This is a genomic window from Limnohabitans sp. MMS-10A-192 (assembly GCF_003063335.1).
Taxonomy (GTDB): domain Bacteria; phylum Pseudomonadota; class Gammaproteobacteria; order Burkholderiales; family Burkholderiaceae_C; genus Limnohabitans_A.
In genome coordinates, this window is record NZ_NERX01000001.1 from 149227 (window position 1) to 175582 (window position 26356).

The 26356-nt window shown below is 62.2% G+C and carries 21 protein-coding genes; 5 read left to right on the top strand and 16 right to left on the bottom strand.

Annotation, left to right across the window (positions count from 1 at the left end; translation table 11 throughout):
* Nucleotides 1-86: 86 nt before the first annotated feature.
* Both dinB and B9Z43_RS00770 read left to right on the top strand, forming a co-directional pair.
* Nucleotides 87-1316, top strand: a complete 1230-nt coding sequence (gene dinB / locus B9Z43_RS00765) for a DNA polymerase IV (protein ID WP_108323019.1) — start codon at nt 87-89, stop codon at nt 1314-1316.
* Nucleotides 1282-2124, top strand: coding sequence for an enoyl-CoA hydratase-related protein (locus B9Z43_RS00770; RefSeq protein ID WP_108323021.1), 843 nt, complete (start codon nt 1282-1284; stop codon nt 2122-2124). The genes dinB and B9Z43_RS00770 overlap by 35 nt, the downstream gene beginning before the upstream one ends.
* Before the next feature lie 246 nt (nt 2125-2370).
* Here B9Z43_RS00770 and polA read toward each other — a convergent pair whose 3' ends face one another.
* Nucleotides 2371-5229 carry a DNA polymerase I gene (gene polA, locus B9Z43_RS00775; protein ID WP_233249951.1) on the bottom strand — a complete coding sequence of 953 codons (2859 nt, stop codon included), beginning with the start codon at nt 5227-5229 and terminating at the stop codon, nt 2371-2373.
* A 96-nt stretch (nt 5230-5325) separates the two neighbouring features.
* On the opposite strand from polA, the gene B9Z43_RS00780 reads away from it, so the two are divergent.
* Both B9Z43_RS00780 and B9Z43_RS00785 read left to right on the top strand, forming a co-directional pair.
* Nucleotides 5326-6276 carry a homoserine kinase gene (locus B9Z43_RS00780; RefSeq protein WP_108322267.1) on the top strand — a complete coding sequence of 317 codons (951 nt, stop codon included), beginning with the start codon at nt 5326-5328 and terminating at the stop codon, nt 6274-6276.
* Nucleotides 6277-6288: 12 nt separating this feature from the next.
* Entirely contained in the window at nt 6289-7086 is a 798-nt protein-coding gene (locus B9Z43_RS00785; protein ID WP_108322268.1) for a BPSS1780 family membrane protein, read from the top strand.
* On the opposite strand, the gene B9Z43_RS00790 is transcribed toward B9Z43_RS00785, so the two are convergent.
* Together B9Z43_RS00790 and B9Z43_RS00795 are read right to left on the bottom strand one after the other, a co-directional pair.
* Nucleotides 7043-7519 (bottom strand): peptidylprolyl isomerase, encoded by a 477-nt coding sequence (locus tag B9Z43_RS00790; RefSeq protein WP_108322269.1) that lies wholly within the window; start codon nt 7517-7519, stop codon nt 7043-7045. The two genes, B9Z43_RS00785 and B9Z43_RS00790, sit on opposite strands and share 44 nt — an antisense overlap.
* Nucleotides 7520-7541: 22 nt before the next feature.
* On the bottom strand, nt 7542-10001 hold the full coding sequence (locus tag B9Z43_RS00795) for a UvrD-helicase domain-containing protein (RefSeq protein ID WP_108322270.1): 2460 nt from the start codon (nt 9999-10001) through the stop codon (nt 7542-7544).
* A gap of 211 nt (nt 10002-10212) precedes the next feature.
* Here B9Z43_RS00795 and B9Z43_RS00800 point away from each other — a divergent pair, with 211 nt between their 5' ends.
* Nucleotides 10213-11190: a GMP reductase gene (locus B9Z43_RS00800; RefSeq protein WP_108322271.1), complete on the top strand. Its 978-nt coding sequence runs from the start codon at nt 10213-10215 to the stop codon at nt 11188-11190.
* Nucleotides 11191-11457: 267 nt separating this feature from the next.
* On the opposite strand, the gene B9Z43_RS00805 is transcribed toward B9Z43_RS00800, so the two are convergent.
* The 13 genes from B9Z43_RS00805 to B9Z43_RS00865 all read right to left on the bottom strand — a co-directional run bounded on the left by B9Z43_RS00805 (nt 11458) and on the right by B9Z43_RS00865 (nt 26238).
* Nucleotides 11458-12189, bottom strand: a complete 732-nt coding sequence (locus B9Z43_RS00805; protein WP_108322272.1) for a sulfite exporter TauE/SafE family protein — start codon at nt 12187-12189, stop codon at nt 11458-11460.
* 2 nt (nt 12190-12191) lie between these two features.
* Nucleotides 12192-13064 carry an alpha/beta hydrolase gene (locus B9Z43_RS00810; RefSeq protein ID WP_108322273.1) on the bottom strand — a complete coding sequence of 291 codons (873 nt, stop codon included), beginning with the start codon at nt 13062-13064 and terminating at the stop codon, nt 12192-12194.
* A 96-nt stretch (nt 13065-13160) separates the two neighbouring features.
* On the bottom strand, nt 13161-15350 hold the full coding sequence (locus tag B9Z43_RS00815) for a TonB-dependent siderophore receptor (protein ID WP_233249952.1): 2190 nt from the start codon (nt 15348-15350) through the stop codon (nt 13161-13163).
* A 69-nt stretch (nt 15351-15419) separates the two neighbouring features.
* Nucleotides 15420-16871 carry a DEAD/DEAH box helicase gene (locus B9Z43_RS00820; protein WP_108322274.1) on the bottom strand — a complete coding sequence of 484 codons (1452 nt, stop codon included), beginning with the start codon at nt 16869-16871 and terminating at the stop codon, nt 15420-15422.
* Nucleotides 16872-16911: 40 nt separating this feature from the next.
* Nucleotides 16912-17481, bottom strand: a complete 570-nt coding sequence (gene dcd / locus B9Z43_RS00825) for a dCTP deaminase (RefSeq protein ID WP_108322275.1) — start codon at nt 17479-17481, stop codon at nt 16912-16914.
* 198 nt (nt 17482-17679) lie between these two features.
* The gene (locus B9Z43_RS00830; RefSeq protein WP_108322276.1) at nt 17680-18777 is read right to left on the bottom strand and encodes a BMP family ABC transporter substrate-binding protein; all 1098 of its coding nucleotides are present in this window, start codon (nt 18775-18777) and stop codon (nt 17680-17682) included.
* Between the two features lie 93 nt (nt 18778-18870).
* Entirely contained in the window at nt 18871-19920 is a 1050-nt protein-coding gene (locus B9Z43_RS00835) for an adenosine deaminase (protein WP_108323027.1), read from the bottom strand.
* Nucleotides 19921-19922: 2 nt separating this feature from the next.
* Nucleotides 19923-20147, bottom strand: a complete 225-nt coding sequence (locus B9Z43_RS00840; RefSeq protein WP_108322277.1) for a hypothetical protein — start codon at nt 20145-20147, stop codon at nt 19923-19925.
* Nucleotides 20148-20171: 24 nt separating this feature from the next.
* A complete protein-coding gene (locus tag B9Z43_RS00845) occupies nt 20172-21344 on the bottom strand; it encodes a benzoate/H(+) symporter BenE family transporter (RefSeq protein ID WP_233249953.1) in 1173 nt (390 codons plus the stop codon).
* A 207-nt stretch (nt 21345-21551) separates the two neighbouring features.
* The gene (locus B9Z43_RS00850) at nt 21552-22685 is read right to left on the bottom strand and encodes a BMP family ABC transporter substrate-binding protein (RefSeq protein WP_108322279.1); all 1134 of its coding nucleotides are present in this window, start codon (nt 22683-22685) and stop codon (nt 21552-21554) included.
* Between the two features lie 43 nt (nt 22686-22728).
* Complete coding sequence (locus B9Z43_RS00855) at nt 22729-23649, bottom strand: ABC transporter permease (RefSeq protein WP_108322280.1); 921 nt, start codon at nt 23647-23649, stop codon at nt 22729-22731.
* A complete protein-coding gene (locus tag B9Z43_RS00860; protein ID WP_108322281.1) occupies nt 23649-24722 on the bottom strand; it encodes an ABC transporter permease in 1074 nt (357 codons plus the stop codon). Before B9Z43_RS00860 ends, B9Z43_RS00855 begins: the two co-directional genes overlap by 1 nt.
* A complete protein-coding gene (locus B9Z43_RS00865) occupies nt 24709-26238 on the bottom strand; it encodes an ABC transporter ATP-binding protein (protein ID WP_108322282.1) in 1530 nt (509 codons plus the stop codon). Before B9Z43_RS00865 ends, B9Z43_RS00860 begins: the two co-directional genes overlap by 14 nt.
* Between the last annotated feature and the right edge of the window lie 118 nt (nt 26239-26356).

Consider the following 26356-nt stretch of genomic DNA (forward strand, 5'->3'; position numbering starts at 1 on the left):
GACGTGCTTGCAGCTCGCGCTATGCTTGTCGTGTGAGCACGTCGCCCCCATCCATCACCCCCATCCGCCGGATCGCCCACCTCGACATGGACGCGTTTTACGCGTCCTGCGAGCTGCTGCGCTACCCGCAGCTCAAGGGGCTGCCGGTGGTCATCGGCGGCGGACGCCGCAAAGAGGACGACCTGCTGGGCAAGCTGCAAACGGCCTACCCAGATGACGAATGGACCGAAGAAAACTTTGCCGAGCGGCTGGGTGAGATTCCGCTCGACTTCTTCCCCCGCATCGAGGGCTACACCGGCCGAGGCGTGATCACCACCGCCACCTATGCGGCCAGGCAGTTTGGCATTGGCTCGGCCATGGGCCTGATGAAAGCGTCCAAGCTGTGCCCGCAGGCCATTTTGTTGCCGGTGGACTTTGAGCGCTACCGGCATTACTCGCGCACCTTCAAGGCCATCATCACCGACATCGCGCCCCTCATGCAGGACCGGGGCGTGGACGAGGTCTACATCGACTTCACCGACGTGCCCGGTGGCCAGCGCGAGGGCGGTCGGGTGTTGGCGCGTTTGATCCAGAAAAGCATTTTTGACGCCACGGGTCTGACCTGCTCTATTGGCGTGGCACCCAACAAGCTGATCGCCAAAATGGCCAGCGAGTTCAACAAACCGAACGGCATCTCCATCGTGCACGAGGACGAGCTGCAAACCCTGATCTGGCCGCTGGCTTGCCGCAAGATCAACGGCGTGGGCCCCAAGGCCGATGAAAAGCTCCAGGGCTTTGGCATCCACACCATTGGCGAGCTGGCAGCGCGTGAACTGCATTGGCTGATTGAAAATTTTGGCAAAAGCTACGGGGCTTGGCTGCACGAAGCGGCCTGGGGCCGCGACGACCGCCCAGTGGAGACGGAGAGCGAACCCGTCAGCATGAGCCGCGAAACCACCTTTGAGCGCGACCTGCACGCCGTGCGCGACCGCGCCGAGCTGAGCGCGGTGTTCACCCGCCTGTGCGAACAAGTGGCCGCCGACCTGAAACGCAAAGGCTACGAAGGCAAAACCATCGGCATCAAGCTGCGCTACGACAACTTTCAGGCTGTGACGCGTGACCAAACCCTGACCGAATACACCGCCGACGCCAAACAGATCCGCCAGATCGCAGGCCAATGTCTCAAGCGCGTGGACTTGTCACGCCGCCTGCGCCTATTGGGCGTGCGGGTGGGCTCGCTGGTCAAAGCGGGGACAGCGCCCGCAGGTGCAGAGCGTTACCCTTTGCCACAGGAGACCAACCATGGACAAACTGAGCTGCTTTTCCCTGACGACTGAGGGCCACATTGCCCACCTGGTGATGAACCGCCCCGAGGCGATGAACACCATGCACCCGACCTTCTGGCGCGAGCTGCACGAGGTGCTGAGCGACATCCACAAAGCGGGCACGGCGCGGGCGCTCGTGATCTCCAGCACGGGCAAACACTTCAGCGCCGGCATGGACCTGCAAACCTTTGGCAGCGCCATTCAAATGGACGACAGCAGCGCCGAAGGCCGCTCGGCCGTGTACGACCTGCTGACCGACATGCAGCACACCTTCACCCTGCTCGAAGAGCTGCGCATCCCGGTCATTGCGGCCATCCACGGCGGCTGCATTGGCGGCGCGGTGGACATGGTCACCGCCTGCTGCATGCGCTACGCCTCGGCCGACGCGTTCTTTTGCATCCAGGAAATCAACATCGGCATGGTGGCCGACGTGGGCACCTTGCAGCGCCTGCCCAAGCTGCTGCCCATGGCCTTGGTCAAAGAGCTGGCCTACACGGGCCGCCGCCTGAGTGCCGACAAGGCCCTAGCCCACGGCTTGGTGAACGAAGTGCTGCCCACCCACGAAGCCACCGTGGCCGCCGCCCTGCAAGCGGCCAAAGAAATCGCGAGCAAACCGCCCGTGGCCATCTGGGGCACCAAGCAAGTGCTGCACTACGCCCGCGACCACAGCACCGAAGACAGCCTGCGCCACATGGGCTGGCTGCAAGGCGCGATCTGGAGCAACGCCAACGTGCGCGAAGCGATCAGCGCGTTTCAGCAAAAACGCGAAGCGAACTTCGCGCCACTGCCGGCGCTCAAGGGGTTCAGGGAATTCGGCTGAGTCCAGCCTCAGCCATGACTGACACGCTGGTCCGTCATCGCGAGCGAAGCTTGGCGATCCAGTCTCAGAACCAGCACTGCAACTGGATTGCCGCGTCGCTGCGCTCCTCGCAATGACGGCTTACGCCGCTGCACACCTCACGATGACGGCTTAAGCTGTTGTAGGCCTCGCGATCAGGGCTTGCGCTGCGGCGCTTCTGGCCATGACGGCTTGCGTTGCCGCACTGCTGGCAATGACCACTCATGCTCAGTGCGCCTGCTCCCAGTTGGGCCCAAAGCCCACTTCGGCCAAGAGAGGCACCTTCAGGTCGGCCACACCGGCCATGATGCGCGGCACCTCGGTGCGCACCCATTCGACTTCTGACTCGGGCACCTCGAACACCAGTTCGTCGTGCACCTGCATGATCACTTTGGTCGCCTTGCCTTGTTCGTCCAGCGCCTTTTGCACCGCGACCATGCTCAGCTTGATCAGGTCGGCGGCTGTGCCCTGCATGGGCGCGTTGATGGCGGCTCGCTCGGCCCCGGCGCGGCGTGGGCCGTTGGGGCTGTTGATCTCGGGCAGCACCAGGCGGCGGCCAAACACGGTTTCCACATAACCCAGCGCCTTGGCCTGTTCGCGGGTGGCGTCCATGTAGTGCTTGACCCCGGCGAAACGCTCAAAGTAGCGGGTGATGTAGTTCTTGGCGGCGGTGTTGTCGATGCCCAGCGCCTTGGCCAAGCCAAACGCGCTCATGCCGTAAATCAGGCCAAAGTTGATGGTCTTGGCGTAGCGGCGCTGCTCGCTGCTCACCGTGTCGGGCGTTGCGCCAAACACCTCGGCCGCTGTGGCCTTGTGCACGTCCAGGCCTTCATGGAAGGCTTTGAGCAAAGCCGGATCGTCGCTCAGGTGCGCCATGATGCGGAGCTCGATCTGGCTGTAGTCGGCGCTGGCGATCACGCAGCCTGCGGGGGCCACAAAAGCTTCGCGCACTTTGCGCCCTTCGGCGGTGCGCACCGGGATGTTTTGCAGGTTGGGCTCGTTGCTCGACAAGCGGCCGGTCACGGCCACGGCCTGGGCGTAGTTGGTGTGCACACGACCGGTGCGCGGCAAGGCCAGCTGGGCCAGCTTGTCGGTGTAAGTGCCTTTGAGTTTGGACAGGCTGCGGTGCTCCAGGATGCGGGCGGGCAGCGGGTAGTCTTCGGCCAGTTTTTCCAGCACTTCTTCGTCGGTGCTGCGCGCGCCGGTGGCGGTTTTCTTGATGACGGGCAGGCCCAGCTTGTCAAAAAAGATCTCGCCCAGCTGCTTGGGGCTGGCCAGGTTGAAGGGCTGGCCCGCGATCTCGTAGGCTTCGGTTTCGAGCTGCACGATGCGCTCGCCCAGCGCCTGGCTTTGCGCGGCCAGGGTTGGCGCGTCGATCAGCACACCATTGCGCTCGATGCGGTACAGCGCTTCGCTGGTCTTGATTTCGAGGTCGTACACATATTTGAGCCCCGCATGCGCTTCGATCTGCGGCCACAGGGCCAGATGCACGTCGAGGCATTGGTCCGAGTCTTCGCACGAATAGTGCGCGGCCTTGTCCACATCCACCTGCGCAAAGGGGATCTGGTGCGCGCCCTTGCCGCACAGGTCTTCGTAGGTCACGCCCCGGCGGCCCACATGGCGCTCGGCCAGGCTGGAGAGGCCGTGCGGCTTGTGCACTTCGAGCACGTAGCTTTCCAGCATGGTGTCGTGCGCGTAGCCCTGCACCTCGATGCCGTGGTTGGCGAACACGTGGCGGTCGTATTTGATGTTCTGGCCCAGCTTGTGGCGGGCTGGGTTTTCGAGCCAGGGCTTGAGCTTGGCGAGCACCTCGGCCAGCGGCAATTGCTCGGGCGCACCGGGACCGTTGTGGGCCAGCGGAATGTAGGCCGCCTCGCCGGGCGTGACGCTCAGCGAGATGCCCACGATCTCGGCGCGCATGGCGTCGAGCGAGGTGGTTTCGGTGTCGATGGCGGTGAGCGGGGCTTGCTCGATGCGGGCCAGCCAAGTGTCGAACGCGGCCCAGTCAAGCACCGTGTCGTATTTCAAATCGCCTTGCACGGCGCTGGCGGCGCTGTCCAAGGCGGGCAAGGTCGCAGGTTCATCGGCAGCGGCTTGGCCAAACATGTCGTCCATGCCCGTGTCTTTGGGCTTGGCCGTTTTGGCTTTGGGCGCAGGCGCGGGCACAGCCCCACCCATCGACTGCACCAAGCCCTTGAAGCCGTAGGTTTGGTAAAAATTGAGCAGTTTGTCTTTGTCGGGCGCGTGCAGGTGCAGGCTGGCGAGAGACGGCAAATCGGGCACCCAGCCGTTCAGGTCGCAATCGGTTTTCATGGTCACCAAGGCGCGGCCCTTTGGCAGCCAGTCCACCGCCTGGCGCAGGTTTTCGCCCGCCACGCCTTTGATGTCGTGCGCGTTTTCCATCAGCTTGTCGAGCGAGCCGTATTCCATCAGCCACTTGGCCGCCGTCTTGGGGCCGACCTTGGCCACGCCGGGCACGTTGTCTACCGTGTCGCCCACCAGGGTTTGGTAGTCGATCATGAGCGACGGCGGCACGCCAAACTCGGCCGTGACCCCAGCCACATCGCGCACCTTGCCGTTCATGGTGTCGATGATGGTGATGTGTTCGTTGACCAACTGACTCAGGTCCTTGTCGCCGCTGGACACCGTGACCTGGATGCCCTGCTGCGCGGCCACATGCGCCAGTGTGGCGATCACGTCGTCGGCCTCCACACCCGGCACGTCCAGCACGGTCCAGCCCATCAGGCGCACCAACTCGTGGATCGGCTCGATCTGCGTGCGCAGATCGTCGGGCATGGGGCTGCGGTTGGCCTTGTACTCGGGGTACATCTCGTCCCGAAAGGTTGGGCCCTTGGCGTCAAACACGCAGGCCGCATAGACGGCGGGCACATCCTTGCGCAGCCGCTCCATCATGTTGATCATGCCGCGGATGGCCCCGGTGGCGGGGCTCGTCGGGTCGCCTGGCACGGCCCGCAGGTCGGGCATGGCATGGAAGGCGCGGTACAGGTAGCTGGAGCCGTCGACCAGCAACAAGCTGGGTTGAATGGACACTGGGGCGGCTGCGGTTTCGGGGGTGTTTTCGCTCATCCCCCGATTGTGTACCGGGATAAAGCCCTTTCTTGCCCCTCTACAATCGACACTTTCCCATCCGGTCAGCCCTCTGGCCCCCTCACAAGCTCTCCCATGGCGGTATTCACCGAAGTCTCCGAGTCCCAAGCGGCCCAACTCATGCAGTCCCTGAACCTGGGCGAACTGACCGAATTGCGCGGCATTGAGGGCGGCATCGAAAACACCAATTACTTCGCCACGACAACCGAAGGCGCGTACGTGCTCACCCTGTTCGAGCGCTTGACCCAGGAACAACTGCCTTTTTATCTGTTCCTGATGAAGCACCTGGCCGGGCGGGGCATTCCGGTGCCCGACCCGGCGGCCAACCGCGATGGCGACATCCTGCACACCGTGAGCGGCAAACCCGCTGCCGTGGTCAACAAGTTGGTTGGCAAGAGCCAGCTGCAACCGCAGGCCGTGCACTGCGCTGCCGTGGGTGACATGCTGGCGCGCATGCACCTGGCGGGGGCCGACTACAACCGCAGCCAGCCCAATCTGCGCGGTCTGCCCTGGTGGAACGAGACCGTTCCGGTGGTGCTGCCCTATCTCCATGATGCCCAAGCGGCCCTGCTGCGCAGCGAACTGGCCTACCAAAACCACATCGCCGCCAGCTCCGCTTACACCGCCCTGCCGCGTGGCCCTGTGCATGCCGACCTGTTCCGTGACAACGTGATGTTCGATGGCGAGCAGTTGACAGGCTTCTTCGATTTTTATTTCGCGGGCGTGGACACCTGGTTGTTTGACTTGGCCGTGTGCCTGAACGACTGGTGCATTGACCTGGCCACCGGCCTGCACGATGCGCCACGCACCCAGGCCATGCTGCAGGCTTACATGGCCGTGCGCCCCTTGAGCGCGGCCGAGCGCGCTTTGCTGCCTGCCCTTTTGCGCGCAGGGGCTTTGCGCTTCTGGATCTCGCGTTTGTGGGACTATCACCTGCCGCGTGAAGCTTCCATGCTCACGCCACACGACCCCACCCATTTTGAACGGGTGTTGCGCGGGCGCATTGCGCAAGCCGTGACGCTCTGATCCACTGACCACATGCAACTGAACATCGTCCCCGCACGCACTGGCCTGAACTGGGCCCGCCAGGGCATCCGCACCTTCTGGCGCCAGCCCCTGGCCCTGTCGGGCCTGTTTTTCTTGTTCATGGCGGTGGTCTCGCTGGTGTCCATCGTGCCGCTGCTGGGCGGGGCTTTGGCTCTGGTGCTGCTGCCTGCGCTGACGCTGGGCATGATGGCCGCCACCGAAGTGGCCGAAGACCAGCGCTTTCCCATGCCAGGCCTGCTGTTTGCGGCCCTGAAATCGGGCCCTCAACGCAAAGCGATGTTGCAGTTGGGCGCCTGGTACGCGGTGGCGTTCCTGCTCATCATGGGCATTTCAGCGTTGGTCGATGGCGGCACCTTTGCACAGGTTTACCTGACGGGTGCCAACATGAGCCCCGAAGTGGTCAATTCGGCTTCTTTTCAGGCCGCGCTGTGGGTGTCCATGGTGCTGTACATCCCGCTGGCCATGATGTTCTGGCACGCGCCAGCACTGGTGCATTGGCAAGGTGTCAGCCCCGTCAAAAGCCTGTTTTTCAGCTTTGTGGCTTGTGCCCGCAACCTGCGCGCCTTCATGGTTTACGTGGCAGTCTGGTTCGGCCTCTTCGTTGCCGTGGCCACCGTGTCCATGCTGGTGACCAGCTTGCTGGGCGATCCCAGCTTGCTGATGGCCATTTTGATGCCCGCCGGACTCATGGTCGCGGCCATGTTTTTCACCTCGATGGTGTATTCCGTGCGGGACTGTTTCCAGGTCAGTGGTGGTGACCGTGCGCCCCGTGCGCATGACGGTGCGTGACTTCATCGGCTGAAGCGGCACGCACTTCCAACACCTTGAGGCTCAAGCTCAGGTTCTGACCGGCCCAGGGGTGGTTGCCATCCAAGATGACCTGGTCGCCCTTGACCTTGATGACAGTGAAGACGTGCTCTTGGCCTTCGGGTGTGCGGCCGCGCAGCTGACCGCCCACTTTCACGCCTGGTGGGAAATCTTTCTTGGCGATGGTCTGCACCAGCGTCTCGTCGCGCTCACCAAAGGCATCGGCTGCGGCCAAGTTCAAGGTGGTCTCAAAGCCCACGTCCTGGCCTTCCAGCGCTTCTTCGATCTTGGGCAGGGTGTTCTCGTAGCCGCCATGCAAATACGAGGTGGGCTCTTGCGCCTTGTCCAGCAACTGGCCTTGGGCGTTCACCACTTTGTAGTGCATGGTGACGACGGTGTCTTTTCCAATTTTCATGGGGTTCTTTCTTTTCAAAAAATCAAACAAGGGTCAGTTTGGCCACGCTCAGCGCCAGCCATTTCACGCCGTGGCGCGGGAAATTCACCTGGGCACGCGCATCGACACCGACCCCCTCCACCGCCAGCACTTTGCCTTCGCCAAACTTGGTGTGAAAGACTTGCTTGCCAGCGGTGATGCCATGCTCGGGCGCGGCTTTTTGCACCGGCACGGGCGGGCTCTTGTAGGTCTCGGTGCTGAGGCTGCTTTGGCCCCAGGCCGGACGGGCGTGGCGGTTTTGCGCCGGAGTTTGGCCCCAAGCGCCGCCCCCGCCAAAACCACCGCTGCCACTGCTGGAGCCCAAATTGGAGAATCCAGCATTCTTGGGGGTCACCCACTTCAGGCATTCTTCGGGCAACTCGTCCAGAAAACGGCTTTTCAGGTTGTAGCGGGTCTGGCCGTGCAACATGCGGGTTTGCGAATGGCTCAGGTACAGGCGCTTGCGGGCGCGGGTGATGGCCACGTACATCAGGCGGCGCTCCTCTTCGAGGCCGTCAAAGTCGTTCATGGCGTTTTCATGCGGGAACAGGCCCTCTTCCAGACCGGTGATGAACACCGCGTCAAATTCCAGGCCCTTGCTGGCGTGCACCGTCATGAGCTGCACCGCGTCTTCACCGGCCTGCGCCTGGTTGTCGCCCGCCTCCAGTGACGCGTGGGTCAGGAAGGCCGCCAGCGGGCTCATGGTCACACCGTCTTCGCTGAATTCGTCGGTCAAACCATCGTCATCGCGAGGACCGACGGGACGTGGCGATCCAGCACTGGACTGCCACGCTTCGCTCGCAGTGACGTTCATGTTCAGCCCCTGGCTGGTGGGGCTTTGAGACAAGCTCTGCGGCAGGGCCACAGCGCTGCGTCCAAAACCTTCTTGCGTCACAAAGCTCTCGGCGGCGTTGACCAATTCTTCCAAGTTCTCCACGCGGTCCGCGCCTTCTTTTTCAGCACGGTAGTGGTTGACCAAGCCGGTCTTGTCCAACACCAAGTCGATGATCTCGCGCAAGGTCATGCCCTCGGTCTGCTCGCGCAACACATCGACCATGGCTACAAAGGCGGCCAGATTGGCCCCGGCCTTGCCGGTGGTGGCGCTCACGGCGTCGTGCAGCGAGCAGCCTGCGGCACGCGCCGCGTCTTGCAATTGCTCGATGCTGCGGGCCCCGATGCCGCGTGGCGGAAAGTTGACCACCCGCAAAAAGCTGGTGTCGTCGTTGGGGTTCTCCATCAGGCGCAAATAGGCCAGCGCGTGCTTGATCTCGGCGCGCTCAAAAAAGCGCAAACCGCCATACACGCGGTATGGGAATCCGGCGTTGAACAACGCGGTTTCGAGCACCCGGCTCTGCGCGTTGCTGCGGTACAGCAGGGCCACCTCCTTGCGCTCAAAGCCATCTTGTTTGACCAACTGGCGCAGCTCTTCCACCAGCCATTGCGCCTCGGCAAAGTCAGACGGCGACTCCACCACCCGCACCGGCTCGCCAGCGCCTTGGTCCGTGCGCAGGGTTTTACCCAAACGGGTCTTGTTGTGGCTGATCAGGTGGTTGGCCGAATCCAGGATGTTGCTGAAGCTGCGGTAGTTCTGCTCGAGCTTGATCTGGTGCTGCACCTGAAACTCGCGCACAAAGTCGGCCATATTGCCCACCCGCGCACCCCGGAAGGCATAGATACTCTGGTCGTCGTCGCCCACGGCCAAAATCGCACACTCGCCCCCCTCACCCGGCAAGCCCGCCAGCTGCTTGAGCCAAGCGTATTGCAGCTTGTTGGTGTCCTGAAACTCGTCCACCAAGATGTGGCGAAAGCGGCGGCGGTAATGCTCGCGCACATGCACGTTGTCGCGCAGCAGCTCATACGAGCGCAGCATCAGCTCGCCAAAGTCCACCACGCCTTCGCGCTGGCATTGCTCTTCGTAGAGCTGGTACAGCTCCACCTTGCGGCGGGTCTCGTCGTCGCGCACCGTCACATCGCCGGGGCGCTGGCCGTCTTCCTTGCAGCCCGAGATGAAATACTGCAACTGCTTGGGCGGAAAACGGTCTTCGTCCACATTGAACTGTTTGCACAGGCGCTTGACGGCCGACAGCTGGTCTTGTGTGTCCAAAATCTGAAACGTCTGCGGCAAACCCGCCAGCTGGTAATGCGCCCGCAAAAAACGGTTGCACAGCCCGTGGAAGGTGCCGATCCACATCGCATTCACATTCACCGGTAGCATGGACTGCAGGCGCAGCTTCATCTCTTTGGCGGCCTTGTTGGTGAAGGTCACCGCCAAAATGCCGCCGGGCGAGACCTGCGAGGTCTGCAACAGCCAAGCGATGCGCGTGGTCAGCACCCGCGTCTTGCCCGAACCCGCCCCCGCCAGGATCAGCGCATGCTCGGGCGGCAAGGCCACGGCCCGGTGTTGCTCCTCATTGAGCTGGGCGAGCAAGGGGGAAGAAGTGTTCGGGGAGGTGTCTGACAGCATAGGGGGAGATTGTAGGAGCCGCAGGTGCGCCGACACCCCAAAACAAGCCGTCAGGGAATGCGGGTAGAATCAGACACCGGGCCCAAGATTCTTGCGCCCGGTTTTTTTTGCCCTGAATCTGCAATGGGTTCACTTCAGGGGCCAGAAAACCGGCCAGGCCAAGCGCTCACTCGTTCTTTCAACGAATCCTTTTTTGGAGCTTGGTTTTCTCATGGAAATTTTTGACTACGACAACATCCTGTTGCTGCCACGCAAGTGCCGCGTGGAGAGCCGTTCCGAGTGCGACGCAGGCGTCACCTTGGGCAGCCGCACCTTCCGCCTGCCGGTGGTGCCCGCCAACATGAAAACGGTGATCGACGAAAAGATCTGCCTGTGGATGGCGCAAAACGATTACTTCTACGTCATGCACCGCTTTGACCTGGACAACGTCCAGTTCGTGCGCGACATGCACGCCAAGGGCGTGTATGCCTCCATCTCGCTGGGCGTGAAGGCCCCCGACCGCGCCACCGTGGACGAGTTGGCCGCTGCTGGCTTGGTGCCCGAGTACATCACCATCGACATCGCCCACGGCCATGCCGACAGCGTGCGCGACATGATCGCCTACATCAAGGGCAAATTGCCCACGAGCTTTGTGATCGCAGGCAACGTGGCCACGCCCGAAGCTGTGATCGACCTGGAAAACTGGGGCGCGGACGCGACCAAAGTGGGCGTGGGCCCCGGCAAGGTCTGCATCACCAAGCTCAAGACCGGTTTTGGCACGGGCGGCTGGCAGCTGTCGGCGCTCAAGTGGTGCGCCCGCGTGGCGACCAAGCCCATCATTGCCGACGGCGGCATCCGCAGCCACGGCGACATCGCCAAGAGCATCCGCTTTGGCGCCAGCATGGTCATGATCGGTTCGCTGTTTGCAGGCCACGAAGAGTCGCCCGGCAAGACCGTCGAGGTCGATGGCGAGCTGTTCAAGGAGTACTACGGCTCGGCGTCTGACTTCAACAAGGGCGAGTACAAGCACGTCGAAGGCAAGCGCATTCTGGAGCCCGTCAAAGGCAAGCTGGCCAACACCCTGATCGAGATGGAGCAAGACGTGCAAAGCTCGATCAGCTACGCCGGTGGCACCAAGCTGATGGACATCCGCAAGGTGAACTACGTGATCCTGGGCGGCGACAACGCGGGTGAACACCTGTTGATGTAAACCCATTGCTGCAGGCCTCTGTCATACCGGGCTTGACCCGGCATCCGGGGCTGCACTGGCCTCTCTGTCATACCGGGCTTGACCCGGTATCCATTGCCCGCTTCTTCCCTCTTTGTCATGCCGGACTTGATTCGGCATCTATGGTTATTTCGCGCGTGGACCCCGGATCAAGTCCGGGGTGACAAAGTCAAGTTCGGGTTAACAGTCAAGTCCGGGGTAAGGAAAACAGGCCCTGGTCTGGGCCAAGGCCATCGAGCGACGAGCCGTTCATCGCAAAGCGCGCAGCGCCAGCATCAAGCCGCTGACCACCAGCAGGCCGCAGATGATCTGGCGCAAGCGTGGCACCGGCACCCGGTGCGCCACGCGGTGGCCCAGCCACACGCCCAGCAAAGCCACGCCGATGAGCACAGCCCAGCGCTGCCAGAGCACCGCGCTGCTCAGGCGCCCTTCCCAGGCCATGCCAGCCAACACGGTGCTGGCGGCCACGGTGATGATCATGGGGATGCTGGCCCGCACTTGCTGCACGTCGCTCAGGCGGCGGCTGAGCCAGGCCACCACCAAGGGGCCAGCGGTGCCGAAAATCAGCTCCACCACGCCAATGGCGGTGCCCACAGGCCCCGCCCACAGCGGCGCAGGATGGCGGACATGCGCCGCTGCAGGGCGCAGCGCGTTCACGCCCACGCCAGCCACATACAGACCCAACACCAGCAAAGGCCAGCGTGTCTGCAGGTGCTGCATCAACCACAAGCCCAGCAAGGTGCCCGCCAGCAGGCCGGGCAGCAGGCGGCGCAGTTCACGCCACTGCACTTGTCGCCAATTGAGTCCGCTGTGAAAGGCCGATGCGGGCACGTCCATCAGCAAGGTCATGGCCACCACTTCGGGCAAGGGCCATTGCCAGGCCAAAAGCGGCACGATGACCAGGGCCGAACCAAAGCCCGTCAGGCCAAGCACGGCATAGCCCAGCAAAACCACCCCCATGGGGTAGAGCCACTCCTGCACGTTCAAACGGGCAGCTCGATCAGGGCTTGGGCCAGGGCATGCAGTCGGCTGCCAGGTCGGGTCAGGTCGGTCACCACGCTGAAGTGGTTCAGGCCAGGCAGTTCTTCACAGACCGGCACGGTCTTGGGACCCCAGACCTGTTGAATCAGGCGGTTGTGGCGCAAGAACTCGGGGCTCTCGTCACCACCCACCACGGTGTAGAGCACGCCCTTGGTGGGGCGTTGCCATTTGGCGGGGCTGGCCATGCGCACATGGGCCGGGGTGATGCGCAAATCGGGCTGCACAAACGGGGTCTTGCGGATCGGCTCCAGGTCGTACAAACCCGAGATGGACATGGTTTTGCGCACCAGGCCCGCGGGCAAATCGCGGCCGACTTTTTTCCAGTCGCACGCCAGCAGCATGGCCGCCAAGTGACCGCCCGCCGAATGGCCGATCACGCTGATGTTGCTGCGGTCACCACCGTGCTCGCCAATGTGGCGCCAGACCCAGGCCAGCGCCCGGCTCATTTGCAAGGCGATGTCGGGAATCGTCACCGGCTGAGTTTCGGTGCCGGGGCACAGGTCGTAGTTGACCGCCACCACGCAGGCGCCCATGCCCTGCAAGGCCGGGGCCACAAATGAATGGTCGGCTTTGTCCAGGCTGCGCCAATAGCCGCCGTGGATGAACACCACCACGGGTGCGCCCGGGCGGGGCGCGGGAAACACGTCCAGCATCTCCAGAGGGCCATCGCCAAAGCGCAGGTCCAGCTGGGGCTTGAGGGACTGACGCGCCTCTTCAGAAGCTGTACGCCAGTGCGCAAAGTGGTCGACAAAGTCCGGCACCAAGGCACGGTTGTTGTACATGGTGTTGTGCCATGCAGCGTCTTTGAGGGCCATGGGGTGTCTCCTGAAAAATCAATGCCGCCATCTTGGCACAGCCCCTGCAACGCGCCTGCCCAATGCGGGACAGACACCGCAGCGGACTGCTTCGGATCAGATCTTCATTTCCAGGCGCAGCTGCACCACACGCCAGTTGGATGTGCTGGTGCGGGCCACCTCGGAAACGCTGTTCCCGATATAGCTCGTGCCGGTCACGTAGTCTCGCGGGGTGAGGTTGCTCACCGTCAAGCGCAAGCCGGTGTTGGCCGACAGCTTCCACAGGCCATACACGTCCAGCACCTGCTTGGTGCCTTGGTAGGCCCATTGCTGTTCACTGCGGCGGGTGTCGTAATCGGGGTTCCAGTTGAAGTTGCCCCCCAGGGTCAAGGGCAGTCCACGCAAACGGTAATCAGCGCCCAAGTTGGCGGTCATGCTGGGTTGTTGGTCCAGCCGGTTGTCCGGCCCGGGCACTTGCAAGACCTTAGAATGAAAAAAACTCACGTTGCTGCGAATGTCTATCGGCAAAGCCTCCGCCCAAGCCTGGTCCAGGCGGAACTTGGCCTCCAGCTCCAGCCCTTGGGTGACGGCATCGCCCACGTTCAGAGGTGTGGAAACCCATTTGCCCGTGCTCTGATTGAAGGCGGTGGCGTAACGGATCAAGTCGCTGATGTTGCGACGAAAGACATTGGCGCTCAAGACACCCCCGCCGGCAAGATACCGTTCGAAAGCCACATCGATGCCGGTGGCCAATTCGGGGCGCAAATCAGGGTTGCCCACGCGGTCAGGACGTGTGGGGCTGTTGGTCTCGCGAGACGGCACGTAACGCGCCACCAGGTTGTACAGCGTGGGCGTTTTGTAGCTGCGCGTCAGACTCATGCGCACTTGGTCGCGCTTGTCGGCATCGGGCTTCCACACGGCGTGCAGTAACGGCGTCCAGACCGAACTGTGGTTGGACTTGAAACCCTGCTCGTTGGTGCCCTCGGTCACGATCGATTCGTAACGCAACCCCCCATGCGCTGACCAGTTGGAATTGATCTTGAATTCATCTTGCGCATAACCGGCCCAGCGGAAAGTGCGGGCTTGCAGATCGCCGCCGTCTTCTGAAACAGCCGCATTGGCCGCCTCCACTCGGCGTACACCTTCCAGCTCAAGACCACTCACAACCTGGTGCCCATTGGCCATGGCACGGGTCCACTTGCCGTTGAGGCTGTAGGAGCGGTCCTCAAAATTCTGGGTCTCGAAGGTATTGAGCAACAAAGGCGTGGTCGCCCCGGTTTGATCGAAGCGGTAATCGTAGTTGGACTGTCCCAGACCAAAGCGCAGCTCCAGGCGGTCATCGGCCGACAAGCGCTGAGCCCACTGGCCGTTCAGGCGACCCATCGAATAAGTGCTGCGGTTTCGGGTGTTGGCTGCATCCGACAGCATCGCCGAGCCACCGGCGAGTTGGCTCGAGCGGATCGTCCCCAGCGCCTCGTACTCGGAGTGGATCAAAAATGGCGTCAGCGTCAGGCTTTTGCCCTGCTCACCGCGCCACTGCAAGCGGGCATTGGCATGGATGGCCTGACGTCGCCCCACGGACTGGACATCCCTGACACGCTGATCGTCACCGGGTTCGGCATCGGTGACGGTATGGTTCACCTCAGGCCGCTTCTGGTCCATGGCCGACAAGGTGAACGTGCCCGCGAGTGGCTCGGCCTTGAGGTTGTGCACCCAATTGACTTGGGTGGAGCCTTCACCGTGCTCCTGAGTCCGGGTGATCTTCAGGTCATCCGGATTGGCCTTTTGACCCTCGCGCAAAACAATGTTGATGGTGCCCGCAATGGCGCGTGCACCCGTTTCGGCGGTGGGGGCGCGCAAAATTTCAATCCGCTCGACCTGCTCAGGCGTGAGGGAGTCGATGGAAAAACCGGGCGGCACACGCTCACCGTCCATCAGGATCTGGGTATAGCCGCCACCCAGGCCGCGCATGCGGATCGCACCACCACGCCCGGGCGCGCCGCCAATGGTCACACCCGGCAAACGCTTGAGCACTTCGCCCAAGGTGGCGTCGCCTTGTTTTTCGATCTCTTCACGGCCAATGACGATCTTCGCCGCAGTGGATTCACGGCGGACTTCGGTGTCGTTGTTGCGGTTGCTGCGGATCTCGATGCGCCCCAAATCGGTGGCGGGCGCGGTCTGGGCCATCGACAAGGCCGGTACGCACACGCAGCCCGCCGCCAGCCAATGCCCCATCAAAGGCTTGAGGAGCGAGATCAACGCGGCACGGCCGGGCTTGGAGAAAGGGGGGTTTTTGAAATCACGCATGGGGGCGATTTTGACAGCGCTCGGCCCATGCGATTTGAAGCCCGGGTAAAGACCGGGCTTCGGTGGCGATCATTCGCCGGTTTTGAACAGCGCAGCCACCTTGCGCTTGGGCTTGATGTTGGCCGAAATCGACGAACGGGGCGTCTTGGGTGCGGCCGACTCCCAGCTGGGCGCTGCATCGGCTGCAGGGGCCTCATAGGGCTTCTCAAAGAAGGGATCGCGGTTGACCGGTGCGGGACGGAAGCCGCCACGGCGCTCACGCGGTTCGATGGCATCTCTCGGGTCGAACTCTTCACGGCGGCGGCCTTCGTAGGCACGGCCACGCGGACGCTCGTCCGAACGCTCACGGTCAGTGCGCTCGCCACCCATGCGCGAACGCTCGTCGAGCTGCAGAGTTTCCACCTCCAGCTTTTTCTTGATCAGCTTTTCAATGTCGCCCACCAAGCGTGTATCGGAAGGGCTGACCAAGGTCACGGCCAAACCAGACGCACCGGCGCGGCCCGTGCGGCCAATGCGGTGCACATAGTCTTCGGCGTTGAAAGGCACGTCAAAGTTGAACACGGCAGGCACGTCCTTGATGTCCAGACCGCGCGCGGCCACATCGGTACACACCAGCAAATCGACTTCGCCTTTTTTGAACGCTTCCAAAGCCTTCAATCGCTCGTCTTGGCTCTTGTCGCCGTGCAAAGCCGCTGTGCGCAAGCCTTCACGCTCCAAAGAGCGGGCCAAACGGCCGCAACCGAGCTTGCTGTTCACAAAGATGAACGCTTGCTTGATGCCGCGATCGGTCAACACCTTGCGGATCACGCGGCGCTTGTCGTCGTCTTGGGCTGCGTAAAAACGCTGCTCGACGGTGGAGGCGGTTTCGTTCGGGCGTGCCACCTCGATGGTGACCGGGTTTTGCAAATAGCTGCCCGCCAAGCGCTTGATCTCGGGCGAGAAGGTGGCCGAGAACAGCAAGGTGGTGCGCTGCTTGGGCAAGAAGCTCAAAATGCGCTGCAAATCGGGCAAGAAGCCGATGTCCAGCATGCGGTCGGCTTCGTCCAGCACCACATATTCGACCTGGTTGAGCACCGCGTTCTTGGCTTCGATGTGGTCCAGCAAACGGCCAGGCGTGGCGACCAGCACTTCGACGCCTTTTTTGAGCTCCAGGGTCTGGGGCTTCATGTCCATGCCGCCAAACACCACCGCGCTGCGCAGCTGGGTGTACTTGGCGTACATCTTGATTTGTTGGGCCACCTGATCGGCCAGCTCGCGTGTGGGTAAGAGCACCAAAGCGCGCACAGGGTGGCGCGCTGGCGAGGTGGAGGGGTTTTCGTGCTTGAGCAGGCGTTGCAGCAAAGGCAGCGAGAAAGCCGCCGTTTTACCGGTGCCGGTCTGGGCTGCGCCCATCACATCCTGGCCTGTCAACACCACCGGAATGGCTTGGGCCTGGATAGGGGTCATGGATTCGTAGCCCATTTCGGCCACGGCTCGTGCCAGCGTGGGCGCCAGCGATAAATTGGAAAAAGAGTCGGTCATTAACCTGCTATTGTCGCATTTTGGGCTGACGCCCCAAAAATCAGGTCTTGGGCAGTGTCACGCCCACCTGACCCTGGTACTTGCCACCCCGGTCTTTGTAGCTGGTCTCGCAGACTTCGTCGCTCTCAAAGAACAGCACTTGGGCGCAACCTTCTCCAGCGTAAATCTTGGCCGGCAGGGGCGTGGTGTTGGAAAACTCCAGCGTCACATAGCCTTCCCACTCGGGCTCGAAGGGGGTCACGTTCACGATGATGCCGCAACGGGCATAGGTGCTCTTGCCCAGGCAGACGGTCAGCACATTGCGGGGGATGCGGAAGTACTCGACGGTGCGGGCCAGCGCAAAGCTGTTGGGCGGGATGATGCAGACATCACTGTGGATGTCCACAAAGCTCTTTTCGTCAAAGTTCTTGGGGTCCACCACCGTGCTGTAGATGTTGGTGAAGACCTTGAACTCGGGCGCACAGCGGATGTCATAGCCGTAACTGCTGGTGCCGTAGCTCACGATTTTCTCGCCAGCGGCGTTCTGACGGATCTGGCCGGGCTCGAACGGCTCGATCATGCCGGTTTGCTCGGCCATGCGGCGGATCCATTTGTCGCTCTTGATGCTCATGGTGCGTCCTTTGATGATGGGCTTGATTTTAGTGGCGATCCAGCCCAGTCAGCGGGACACGGCTGGATAGCCACGTCGCGAAGCTGCTGGCGATGACCGCTTCTCGTCATCGCGAGCGAAGCGTGGCGATCCAGTACATGAAAGAGCGCTGCAACTGGATCGCCACGTCGCTTCGCTCCTCGCGATGACATTCAAGCCTCAACGCGAAACCTTGCCCTGCACGCCTTGCACCAGGTAGTTCATGCCCAGAATCTGGGCGTCGCTCAGGCTTTGGCCTGCAGGCAAGATCTCGCGACCTTCGTTGTCGGTGATCGGGCCAGCAAAAGGCAGCAATTTGCCCGAACCCACGAGCTTTTGCTTGGCCAATATTTCGTCTTGAACGTTCTTGGGCACCTTGGGGCCAAAGTCGCCGACGCGGATCATGCCATCCTTGACACCACCCCAGACGCTGCCCGAAGTCCAGCTGCCGTTCATGGCCGCCTTGACGCGTGCGGTGTAGTACTCACCCCACTGGTGCGTGACCGCGATGATCTGCGCATCCGGGCCGGTCTTGCGCATGTCCGAGTGGTAGGCCACTGCCATCTTGCCGCGCTCTTGTGCAGCGGCCATCACGGCGGTCGAGCCGGTGTGAAAAGCGATCACATCGACATCCTGGTTGAACAAAGCCATGGCCGCTTCACGCTCTTTGGGTGGATCGAACCAAGCGTTGAGCCAGACCACCTTGACGATGGCCTTGGGGTTGACCGAGCGCATGCCCAGCGTGAAGGCATTGATGCCCTGCAGCACCTCGGGAATCGGAAAACCCGCCACATAGCCTGCCACGTTGGACTTGGTCATGCGCCCGGCAGCAATACCCGCCAAGTAGCGGCCCTCGTAATAGCGGGCGTTCGAGGCCGACACGTTGGGTGCGGTCTTGAAACCGGTGACCGACTCGAACTTCACATTCGGAAAGTCCTTGGCCACCTTGAGCGTGGGCTCCATGTAACCAAAGCTGGGGGTGAAGATGATCTGGTTGCCCTGCTGGGCCAGGTCGCGGATCACGCGCTCCGCGTCAGCGCCCTCCGCCACATCGGCCACAAAAGTGGTCTTGACCTGATCGCCCAAAGCCTTTTCAACCGCCTTGCGACCCTCGTCGTGCTGCTTGGTCCAGCCCGCCTCGGTGATGGGGGAGACATAGACAAAACCAGCCTTGATGGGCTCGGTGAGTTTGCCGGGAGTTTGCGCTGGGATTTGAGCCTGTGCGGCCGAAAGAAAAAAGCAGGCGGCCACGAGCGTGGCTGCGAGGTTTTTATACATGGTAGTCCTCTACATGGCCCCGGTGATACACAAAACGAAGCCCGCCGGGGCAGCGGGCTTCGGAGCGTATTTTAACGAGGCTTGATTGGCGCTTCAGTCCGATTCGGTAAAGCCTTGGAAGCAAGCTTTCAATTCATGCATCCAGCGGTGCTTGTCCGCCTCGGGTGCAAAGCTTGCCTCGATGCTGTTGGCCGCCAGCTTGTAAGCCTGCTGGGCATTCAGGTGCAGCGCTGCAAAAGTCTGCAGGTAGTTGTCGTTCAGGTAACCACCAAAGTAGGCCGGATCGTCCGAGTTGATGGTGACGCACAAGCCAGCATCGAGCATCTGGCCGAGGTTGTGATCGGCCAGATTTTTGAACACACACAGCTTGAGGTTGGACAGCGGGCACACGGTGAGCGGCATCTGGCTGTCGGCCAGGCGTTTCATCAAGGCCGGATCGTGGATGGCCTGCACGCCGTGGTCGATGCGTTCGACCTTCAACACGTCCAATGCGCTCCAGATGTAGGCGGGTGGCCCCTCCTCGCCCGCGTGAGCCACCACATGCAGGCCTTGTTCACGCGCCCGCGCAAACACACGGGAAAACTTTTCAGGCGGGTGCCCCACTTCGCTCGAATCGAGCCCCACCCCGATGAACTGGTCGCGCCAGGGCATGGCTTCTTCCAGCGTGGCCAGCGCATCGTCTTCGGACAGGTGGCGCAAGAAACACAAAATCAAATCGGCACTGATGCCCAGCTGCGTCTGCGCATCAACGCAAGCACGGTGCAGGCCTTCGATGACCGCGCCCATGGTCACGCCGCGTGCGGTGTGGGTTTGCGGGTCAAAAAACAGCTCGGCCCGCACCACATGGTCGGCGGCGGCTTTTTGAAAATACGCCCAAGCCATGTCGTAAAAGTCCTGCTCGTGCAGCAGCACGCTGGCACCGGCGTAATACAGGTCCAGAAAACTTTGCAGGTTGGTGAAGGCGTAGGCATTGCGCAAAGCCGCCACGTCGGCATAGGGCAGTTGCACGCCGTTGCGCCGGGCCAATGCAAAGATCAGCTCGGGTTCGAGCGAGCCTTCGATGTGGATGTGCAGCTCGGCCTTGGGCATGACGCGCAACAACTCAGGCAAACGCGAAGCGGAGACTGCGTGGACTTTGAACATGCTCATTCCTTCTCGAAAAAAGTCGCCCGAATCAGGGCTTCGTCCAGTTGCGCCAAGGGGGTGTTGTGCCGATCGGTCAAAGGGCCACCACCGGGTATCAGCTGACCCGAGGGTCCATAACCCACGGCCTTGAACTTCCACTGGCCCTGAATCCACTTGAAGTGGCCCACATGCAGGCCCGTCGGGTCATGCAGGGCGTAAACGCCATCGTTGATTTTCTCGATCATGCGCCATCCATTCGTGAGTGCCCATCAGGCCTTGCGAAAATCGCCCCGCTCCATCCACCACGACACCGCAAATCCGGCCACCAAACCCCAAAAGGCCGCGCCGATGTTGAACAGTCCGATGTCGGCCACCGTGACCAGCAAACTGACCAAAGCGCCCAGTGAGAACTTGCCTGCGCCAAACGAGGCCACAAACGCCCCTTGCAGCACGCGCAGCATGGCCAAACCGCCCAACACCATGATGAACTCTTTGGGGGCCGCCAGCATCAGACCGGTGAAAGTGGGGGCCATCAGGCCGAACAACAGCGCCAGCCCGCCAAACATCAGCGCCCCGGTGTAGTGGCGAGGCTTCTCGCCAGACGAGGTGAGCAAGCCATTGGTCGGTCCGGTCAGGCAAGTGCTGACCGCACCGAACACCGCACTCACGGCCGCGCCCACACCACAGGCCACGGCGATGGCGTTCACGGGTGGCTCGTGTCCGGCGTTTTTGAGCACCGCCACACCCTGCCCGTTTTGCACCACCAGCACCGTGATGGCCAAGGGCACCACCAGCTCCAGCATGGCCGCCCACGACCACACCGGGGCCTGAATCACCGGCTGCGCCAGCGTCAGTTGGCCCACGGCCGAGGCGTCCAGTCTGCCCGACAGCGCCACCGCCAAAGCCCCCACCAGCAAGGCCCCGATCACGGGTGGCAATCGCTTGCCCCAATCGGCTTTGGCTGAAAGCAACAAAAACACGGCCACCATCGGGGCCGCAATCGCCACATCGCTTTGCAAGGCCCGCACGATGTCCAGGCCAAACCGCAAGAACACCCCGGCCACCATGCCCATGACGATGGGCATGGGCAACGCCGCCATAACGCGCTTGACCCAACCGCTCAAACCCAGCAGCAGGATCAGCGCACTGGTCACATAAAAAGCGCCAATCACCTCAGCAAAACTCAGGTGCTGCAAGGCAGGCCCCACCAGCACCGTGCCGGGAATCGTCCAGCCAAACGCCAAGGGCGTGGTGTAGCGCCAGCTCATCAGCAAAGTCACCAAACCATTGACAAAGAACACCCCAAACACCCAGGACGCCAGCTCCTCGGGCGACAAGCCGCCGCGTGTGCCCACCGACAAGATGATGGCCACCGGGCCGGTGGCGGCAAAGATAAAACCTATCAAGGCATTGGCGGCGTAGGTGCTACCAAAGTCGGACACGATTTGCCGCCAGCTTCTGCGCGCCGCGGCGGGGACTTCCAGGTGTTTGAACAAAGCTTGGACCCAGGTGGTTTGAACAAGGGTCTCAGGGTATCAAAAAAACCGGCGACAGTTGTCACGATCCTGAAGGTCCGGCCGCCAAAGAAAAAAGCCGCCCGACTTGCATCGGGCGGCCCTTGTCGATCTGCGCCGTTTGGGCGCATCCCATCACTTGCCTGGGATCTTGCCTTCCACGCCCTTGACGTAGAACATCACGCCGCCGAGGAACTTGTCATCGGCCACGGCGTCTTTGGCCAGCACTTCTTTGCCGTCTTGACCCAGGATCGGGCCTTTCCAGATTTCGAATGTGCCGTCCTTCAGACCGGCTTTGACTTCTTCCACTTTCTTCTTGACATCTTCGGGGACGTCAGCGGCCATCGACACGAAGTCGATCGCGCCTTCTTTCACGCCCCACCAGCTTTGGCCTGTGGCCCACTTGCCTTCCAGCGCGTCACGTGTGGCCTTGATGTAGTAAGGGCCCCAGTTGATCACGGCCGAACCCAAGTGGGCCTTGGGGCCGTAGGCGGTCATGTCGGAGTCCCAGCCGAAGGCGCGCTTGCCCATCTTCTCGGCGGTCTGCAACACGGCTGGCGAGTCGGTGTTTTGCATCAGCACGTCAGCGCCGCCGTTGATCAGGGCGGTGGCGGCTTCGGTTTCTTTCGGTGGGTTGAACCAGTCATTGACCCAGACCACTTTGGTCTTGATCTTGGGGTTGACCGACTGTGCGCCCAGCGTGAAGCTGTTGATGTTGCGGATCACTTCAGGGATGGGGATAGAGCCGACCACACCCACGGTGTTGGTCTTGGTCATCTTGCCTGCGATCACGCCAGCCATGTAAGCACCTTGGTAAGTGCGGCTGTCGTAAGTGCGCATGTTCTCGGCGGTTTTGTAGCCGGTGGCGTGCTCGAACTTGACGTCTTTCAGGTCAGCCGCGGCTTTGAGCATGGGCTCCATGTAACCGAAGGTGGTGCCAAAAATCAGCTTGTTGCCTTGGCCAGCCATGTCGCGGATCACGCGCTCGGCGTCGGCGCTTTCTGGCACTTTTTCAACAAAGCTGGTGACGATCTTGTCGCCGAATTCTTTTTCCAGGGCTTTGCGACCGTTGTCGTGCGCAAAAGTCCAGCCGCCGTCGCCCACAGGGCCGACATAAGCAAACGCGATCTTCAGAGGCTCGGCCTTGGCCGCAGCGGGCGCTTCGGCCTTGGGGGCTTCTTCTTTCTTGCCACAGCCGACCAGTGCGGCGGCTGCCACTGCGGTGAGGGCCACCATCTTGACGACGGTGCGCTTGGAGATGTCTGTCATGTCAGTTCCTTTTTTTGGACAAAGTTACGAGGGAGAAAAACGATTATGAACCGGGATGAAACGCTTTACCCAGCGAAGCGGGCATGTTGATGCGAATCCAGGTCGGGTTGCGCGAAATCAAAGCCAGCACCACGATGGTCGCCACATACGGCAGCGCCGTGAGCAATTGGCTGGGCACATCGACCCCCGCGCCCTGCAAATGGAACTGCAACATCGTCACACCGCCGAACAGGTAAGCACCCAGCAAAACCCGTGCCGGACGCCAGGTGGCAAAGGTGGTCAGCGCCAGTGCGATCCAGCCCTTGCCCGCCACCATGCCCTCGACCCACAGCGGGGTGTAGACCACCGAAATGTAGGCGCCCGACAAGCCGCACAACGCCCCGCCCACCACCACCGCCAGCAAGCGGATGCGGCGCACCGGATAACCCAGCGCATGGGCCGATTCGGGCGATTCGCCCACCGAGCGCAGCACCAAACCGGGGCGACTTTTGTACAAAAACCAGATCAGGCCCAAAACCAGTGCGATCGTGATGTAGACCAGCGGGTGCTGACGGAAGAAAGCCGACCCCACCAGCGGGATGTCGGCCAAAAATGGAATGGCGTGCGAAGCCCGCTCGGGCAGCTTCTCTTGCACATAGCCAATGCCGGCAAAGGCCGAAAAACCCACGCCAAACAAACTCAGTGCCAAGCCGGTGGCGTATTGGTTGGTGCCCAGCCAGATGACCAGCACACCAAAGAGGGCCGCAAGCAACGCCCCCGCGCCCATGCCGGCGGCAAAACCGATCCAGTCGTTGCCGGTGTGGATGACAGCGGCAAACCCGGCAATCGCTGCGCACAGCATCATGCCCTCGGCACCGAGGTTGAGCACCCCGGCTTTTTCATTGATCAGCAAACCCAAAGCGGCCAGCGCCAGCACGGTGCCCGCGTTCAGCGTGGCGGCCACCAACAGTGCGTACGATTCCATCAGACTTTCCCTCCCTGAGCCGATGCCCAGCGCAAGCGGTAAGCCACCAGCGTGTCACACGCCAGCAGGCAAAACAGCAGCAAACCCTGAAACACGCCGGTGATCGACTTGGGCAGCCCCAGGCGCGATTGCGCAAGCTCCCCGCCGATGTAAAACATGCTCATCAGCACCGCCGACAGCACCATGCCCGCCGGGTGCAAGCGCCCGACAAAGGCCACGATGATGGCGGCAAAACCGTAGCCCGCAGGCACATAAGGCGTGAGCTGCCCAATCGGCCCCGCGACTTCCAAAGCGCCCGCCAATCCGGCCGCACCGCCCGAGGTGAGCAAAGCCACCCACAAGGCCTTGCGCGAAGAAAAGCCCGCATAGCGCGCCGCGTCCGGTGCCAGCCCACCCACTTGCTGGGCAAAGCCCGCACGGGTGCGGAACAAAAACACCCACAAAGCCCCCGCCGCTGCCAGCGCGATCAACAGGCCCACGCTCACGCGCGAGCCGCTCATCAGGCGCGGGATCTGCGTCACGGCCTCAAAGGTTTTGGTCTGCGGAAAGTTGTAGCCCGCCGGGTCTTTCCAGGGGCCATAGACCAGGTAACTCAGCACCATGTCGGCCACATAGACCAGCATCAGGCTGACCAGAATTTCACTGGCATTGAAGCGGTCGCGCAGCAAGGCCGTCAGGCCCGCCCACAGCATGCCGCCCAACATGCCCGCAGCGATGATGGCCAGCACCACCCAACGGCCCGTGTCTTTGCCAGCCAGCATGGCCACGCCACCGGCGCACACCGCGCCGATGACAAACTGGCCCTCGGCACCGATGTTCCACACGTTGGAGCGAAAGCACACCGCCAGCCCCAGCGCGATCAGCAAGAGCGGCGTGGCTTTGACCATCAGCTCACCCAGGGCGTAGCCCGATTTGATCGGCTCCCAGAAAAACATCTGCAAGGCGCGCACCGGGTCTTTGCCCAATGCGATGAACAAGATCACGCCCAGCACCACGGTGAGCACCAGCGCCAACACCGGCGAGGCATAGGTCCACAGGCGCGAGGCCTGAGGGCGGGCTTCAAGCTTGAGCATGTGGGGCCTCCTCGCTGTGGGCAGGCCACAGCCCACTCATCCATTCGCCGATGCGTTCCACCGTGGCCTCGGCCCGGGGCAGCGAGGGCGACAGGCGGCCCTTGGCGATCACGTGCAATCGATCGGAAATTTCAAACAATTCTTCCAGCTCCTCACTCACCACGAGAACCGCACAACCTGCGTCCCGCAGCGCCAATATCTCGGCGCGAATCTGCGCCGCTGCGCCCACGTCCACACCCCAGGTGGGTTGCGAGACGATCAGCAGCTTCGGGGCCGCGCTGATCTCGCGCCCCACGATGAACTTTTGCAAATTGCCGCCCGACAGCGAACGCGCTGCGGCATCGGGCCCCGAGGCCTTGACCTTGAAGCGCTCAATGATGCTGCGCGCCTGATCGGCCAATGCGCCCATGCGGATCCAGCCGCCCGCGCCCAGCGCCTCGCTGCGCGTGAGCAGCAGGTTGTGCGCCAGACTCATGGACGGCACCGCGCCCCGACCCAAGCGCTCTTCGGGCACAAAGTGCAGGCCCAGGCTGCGCCGCGCACGCGGGGCCCAATGGCCCACGCCTTGCCCTGCCAGCGTGATGGCCGCCGCAGGGGCACGGGTGTCTTCGCCCGACAAGGCCCACATCAGCTCGCGCTGGCCATTGCCCGAAACCCCGGCCAAGCCCACCACCTCGCCGCTGCGCACTTGCAGGTCGATGCCTTGCAGGTCCACACCGAACGGGTCTTGCTTGTGCAGTTGCAGATTTCGGACAGACAACATCACGTCGCCCGGCGTGCGGGGGGTGGGGGCCAGCGCAGGCGGCTCGGCACCGATCATCAGGCGGCTCAGGCTGGCGTTGGTCTCTTCACGCGGATCGCACACGCCGGTGACTTTGCCGCCGCGCAACACCGTGCAGGCGCTGCACAGGGCGCGAATCTCGTGCAGCTTGTGCGAGATGTACAAGATGCTGACGCCCTGGCTGACCAGCTTGTGCAGCACCACAAAGAGTTTCTCAACCGCCTGTGGCGTGAGCACGGAAGTGGGCTCGTCCAGGATCAGCAATTGCGGCTCGGACAACAGCGCCCGGATGATCTCGACGCGCTGCATCTCGCCCACGCTCAGTGTGTGCACCGGGCGGGCGGCTTCGATGTCCAAGCCGTATTCGGCCGCTTTGGCCTCAATGCGGCGGGTCACCTCGGCCAGACTCAGGGTTTTGTCCAGACCCAGCCAGACGTTTTCAGCCACGGTCAGCGTGTCAAACAGGCTGAAGTGTTGAAACACCATGCTGATGCCCAGCTTGCGCGCTTCTTGTGGGTTGCGGATGTTGACCGGCTGGCCTTTGAAAAACACCTGGCCTTCATCGGGCTTGACCGAGCCGTAGATGATTTTCATCAGTGTGGATTTGCCCGCGCCGTTTTCGCCCAGCACAGCATGGGCCTGCCCGGGCATCACGGTGAGCGACACGCCTTGGTTGGCCACCACGCCGGGATAGCGCTTGGTGATGCCTTGCAAAGACAGAAGGGGTGTGGTCATGACGGGTGCGTAGGAGGGTCTGAATAAGTCACTTGCAAAGTCCGTGCCTCAAGCGGTGACCCGAGCCTTGCAAGCCAAGAGATTGCCGCACAATGTACCACTGCCAACACCCGCTTTT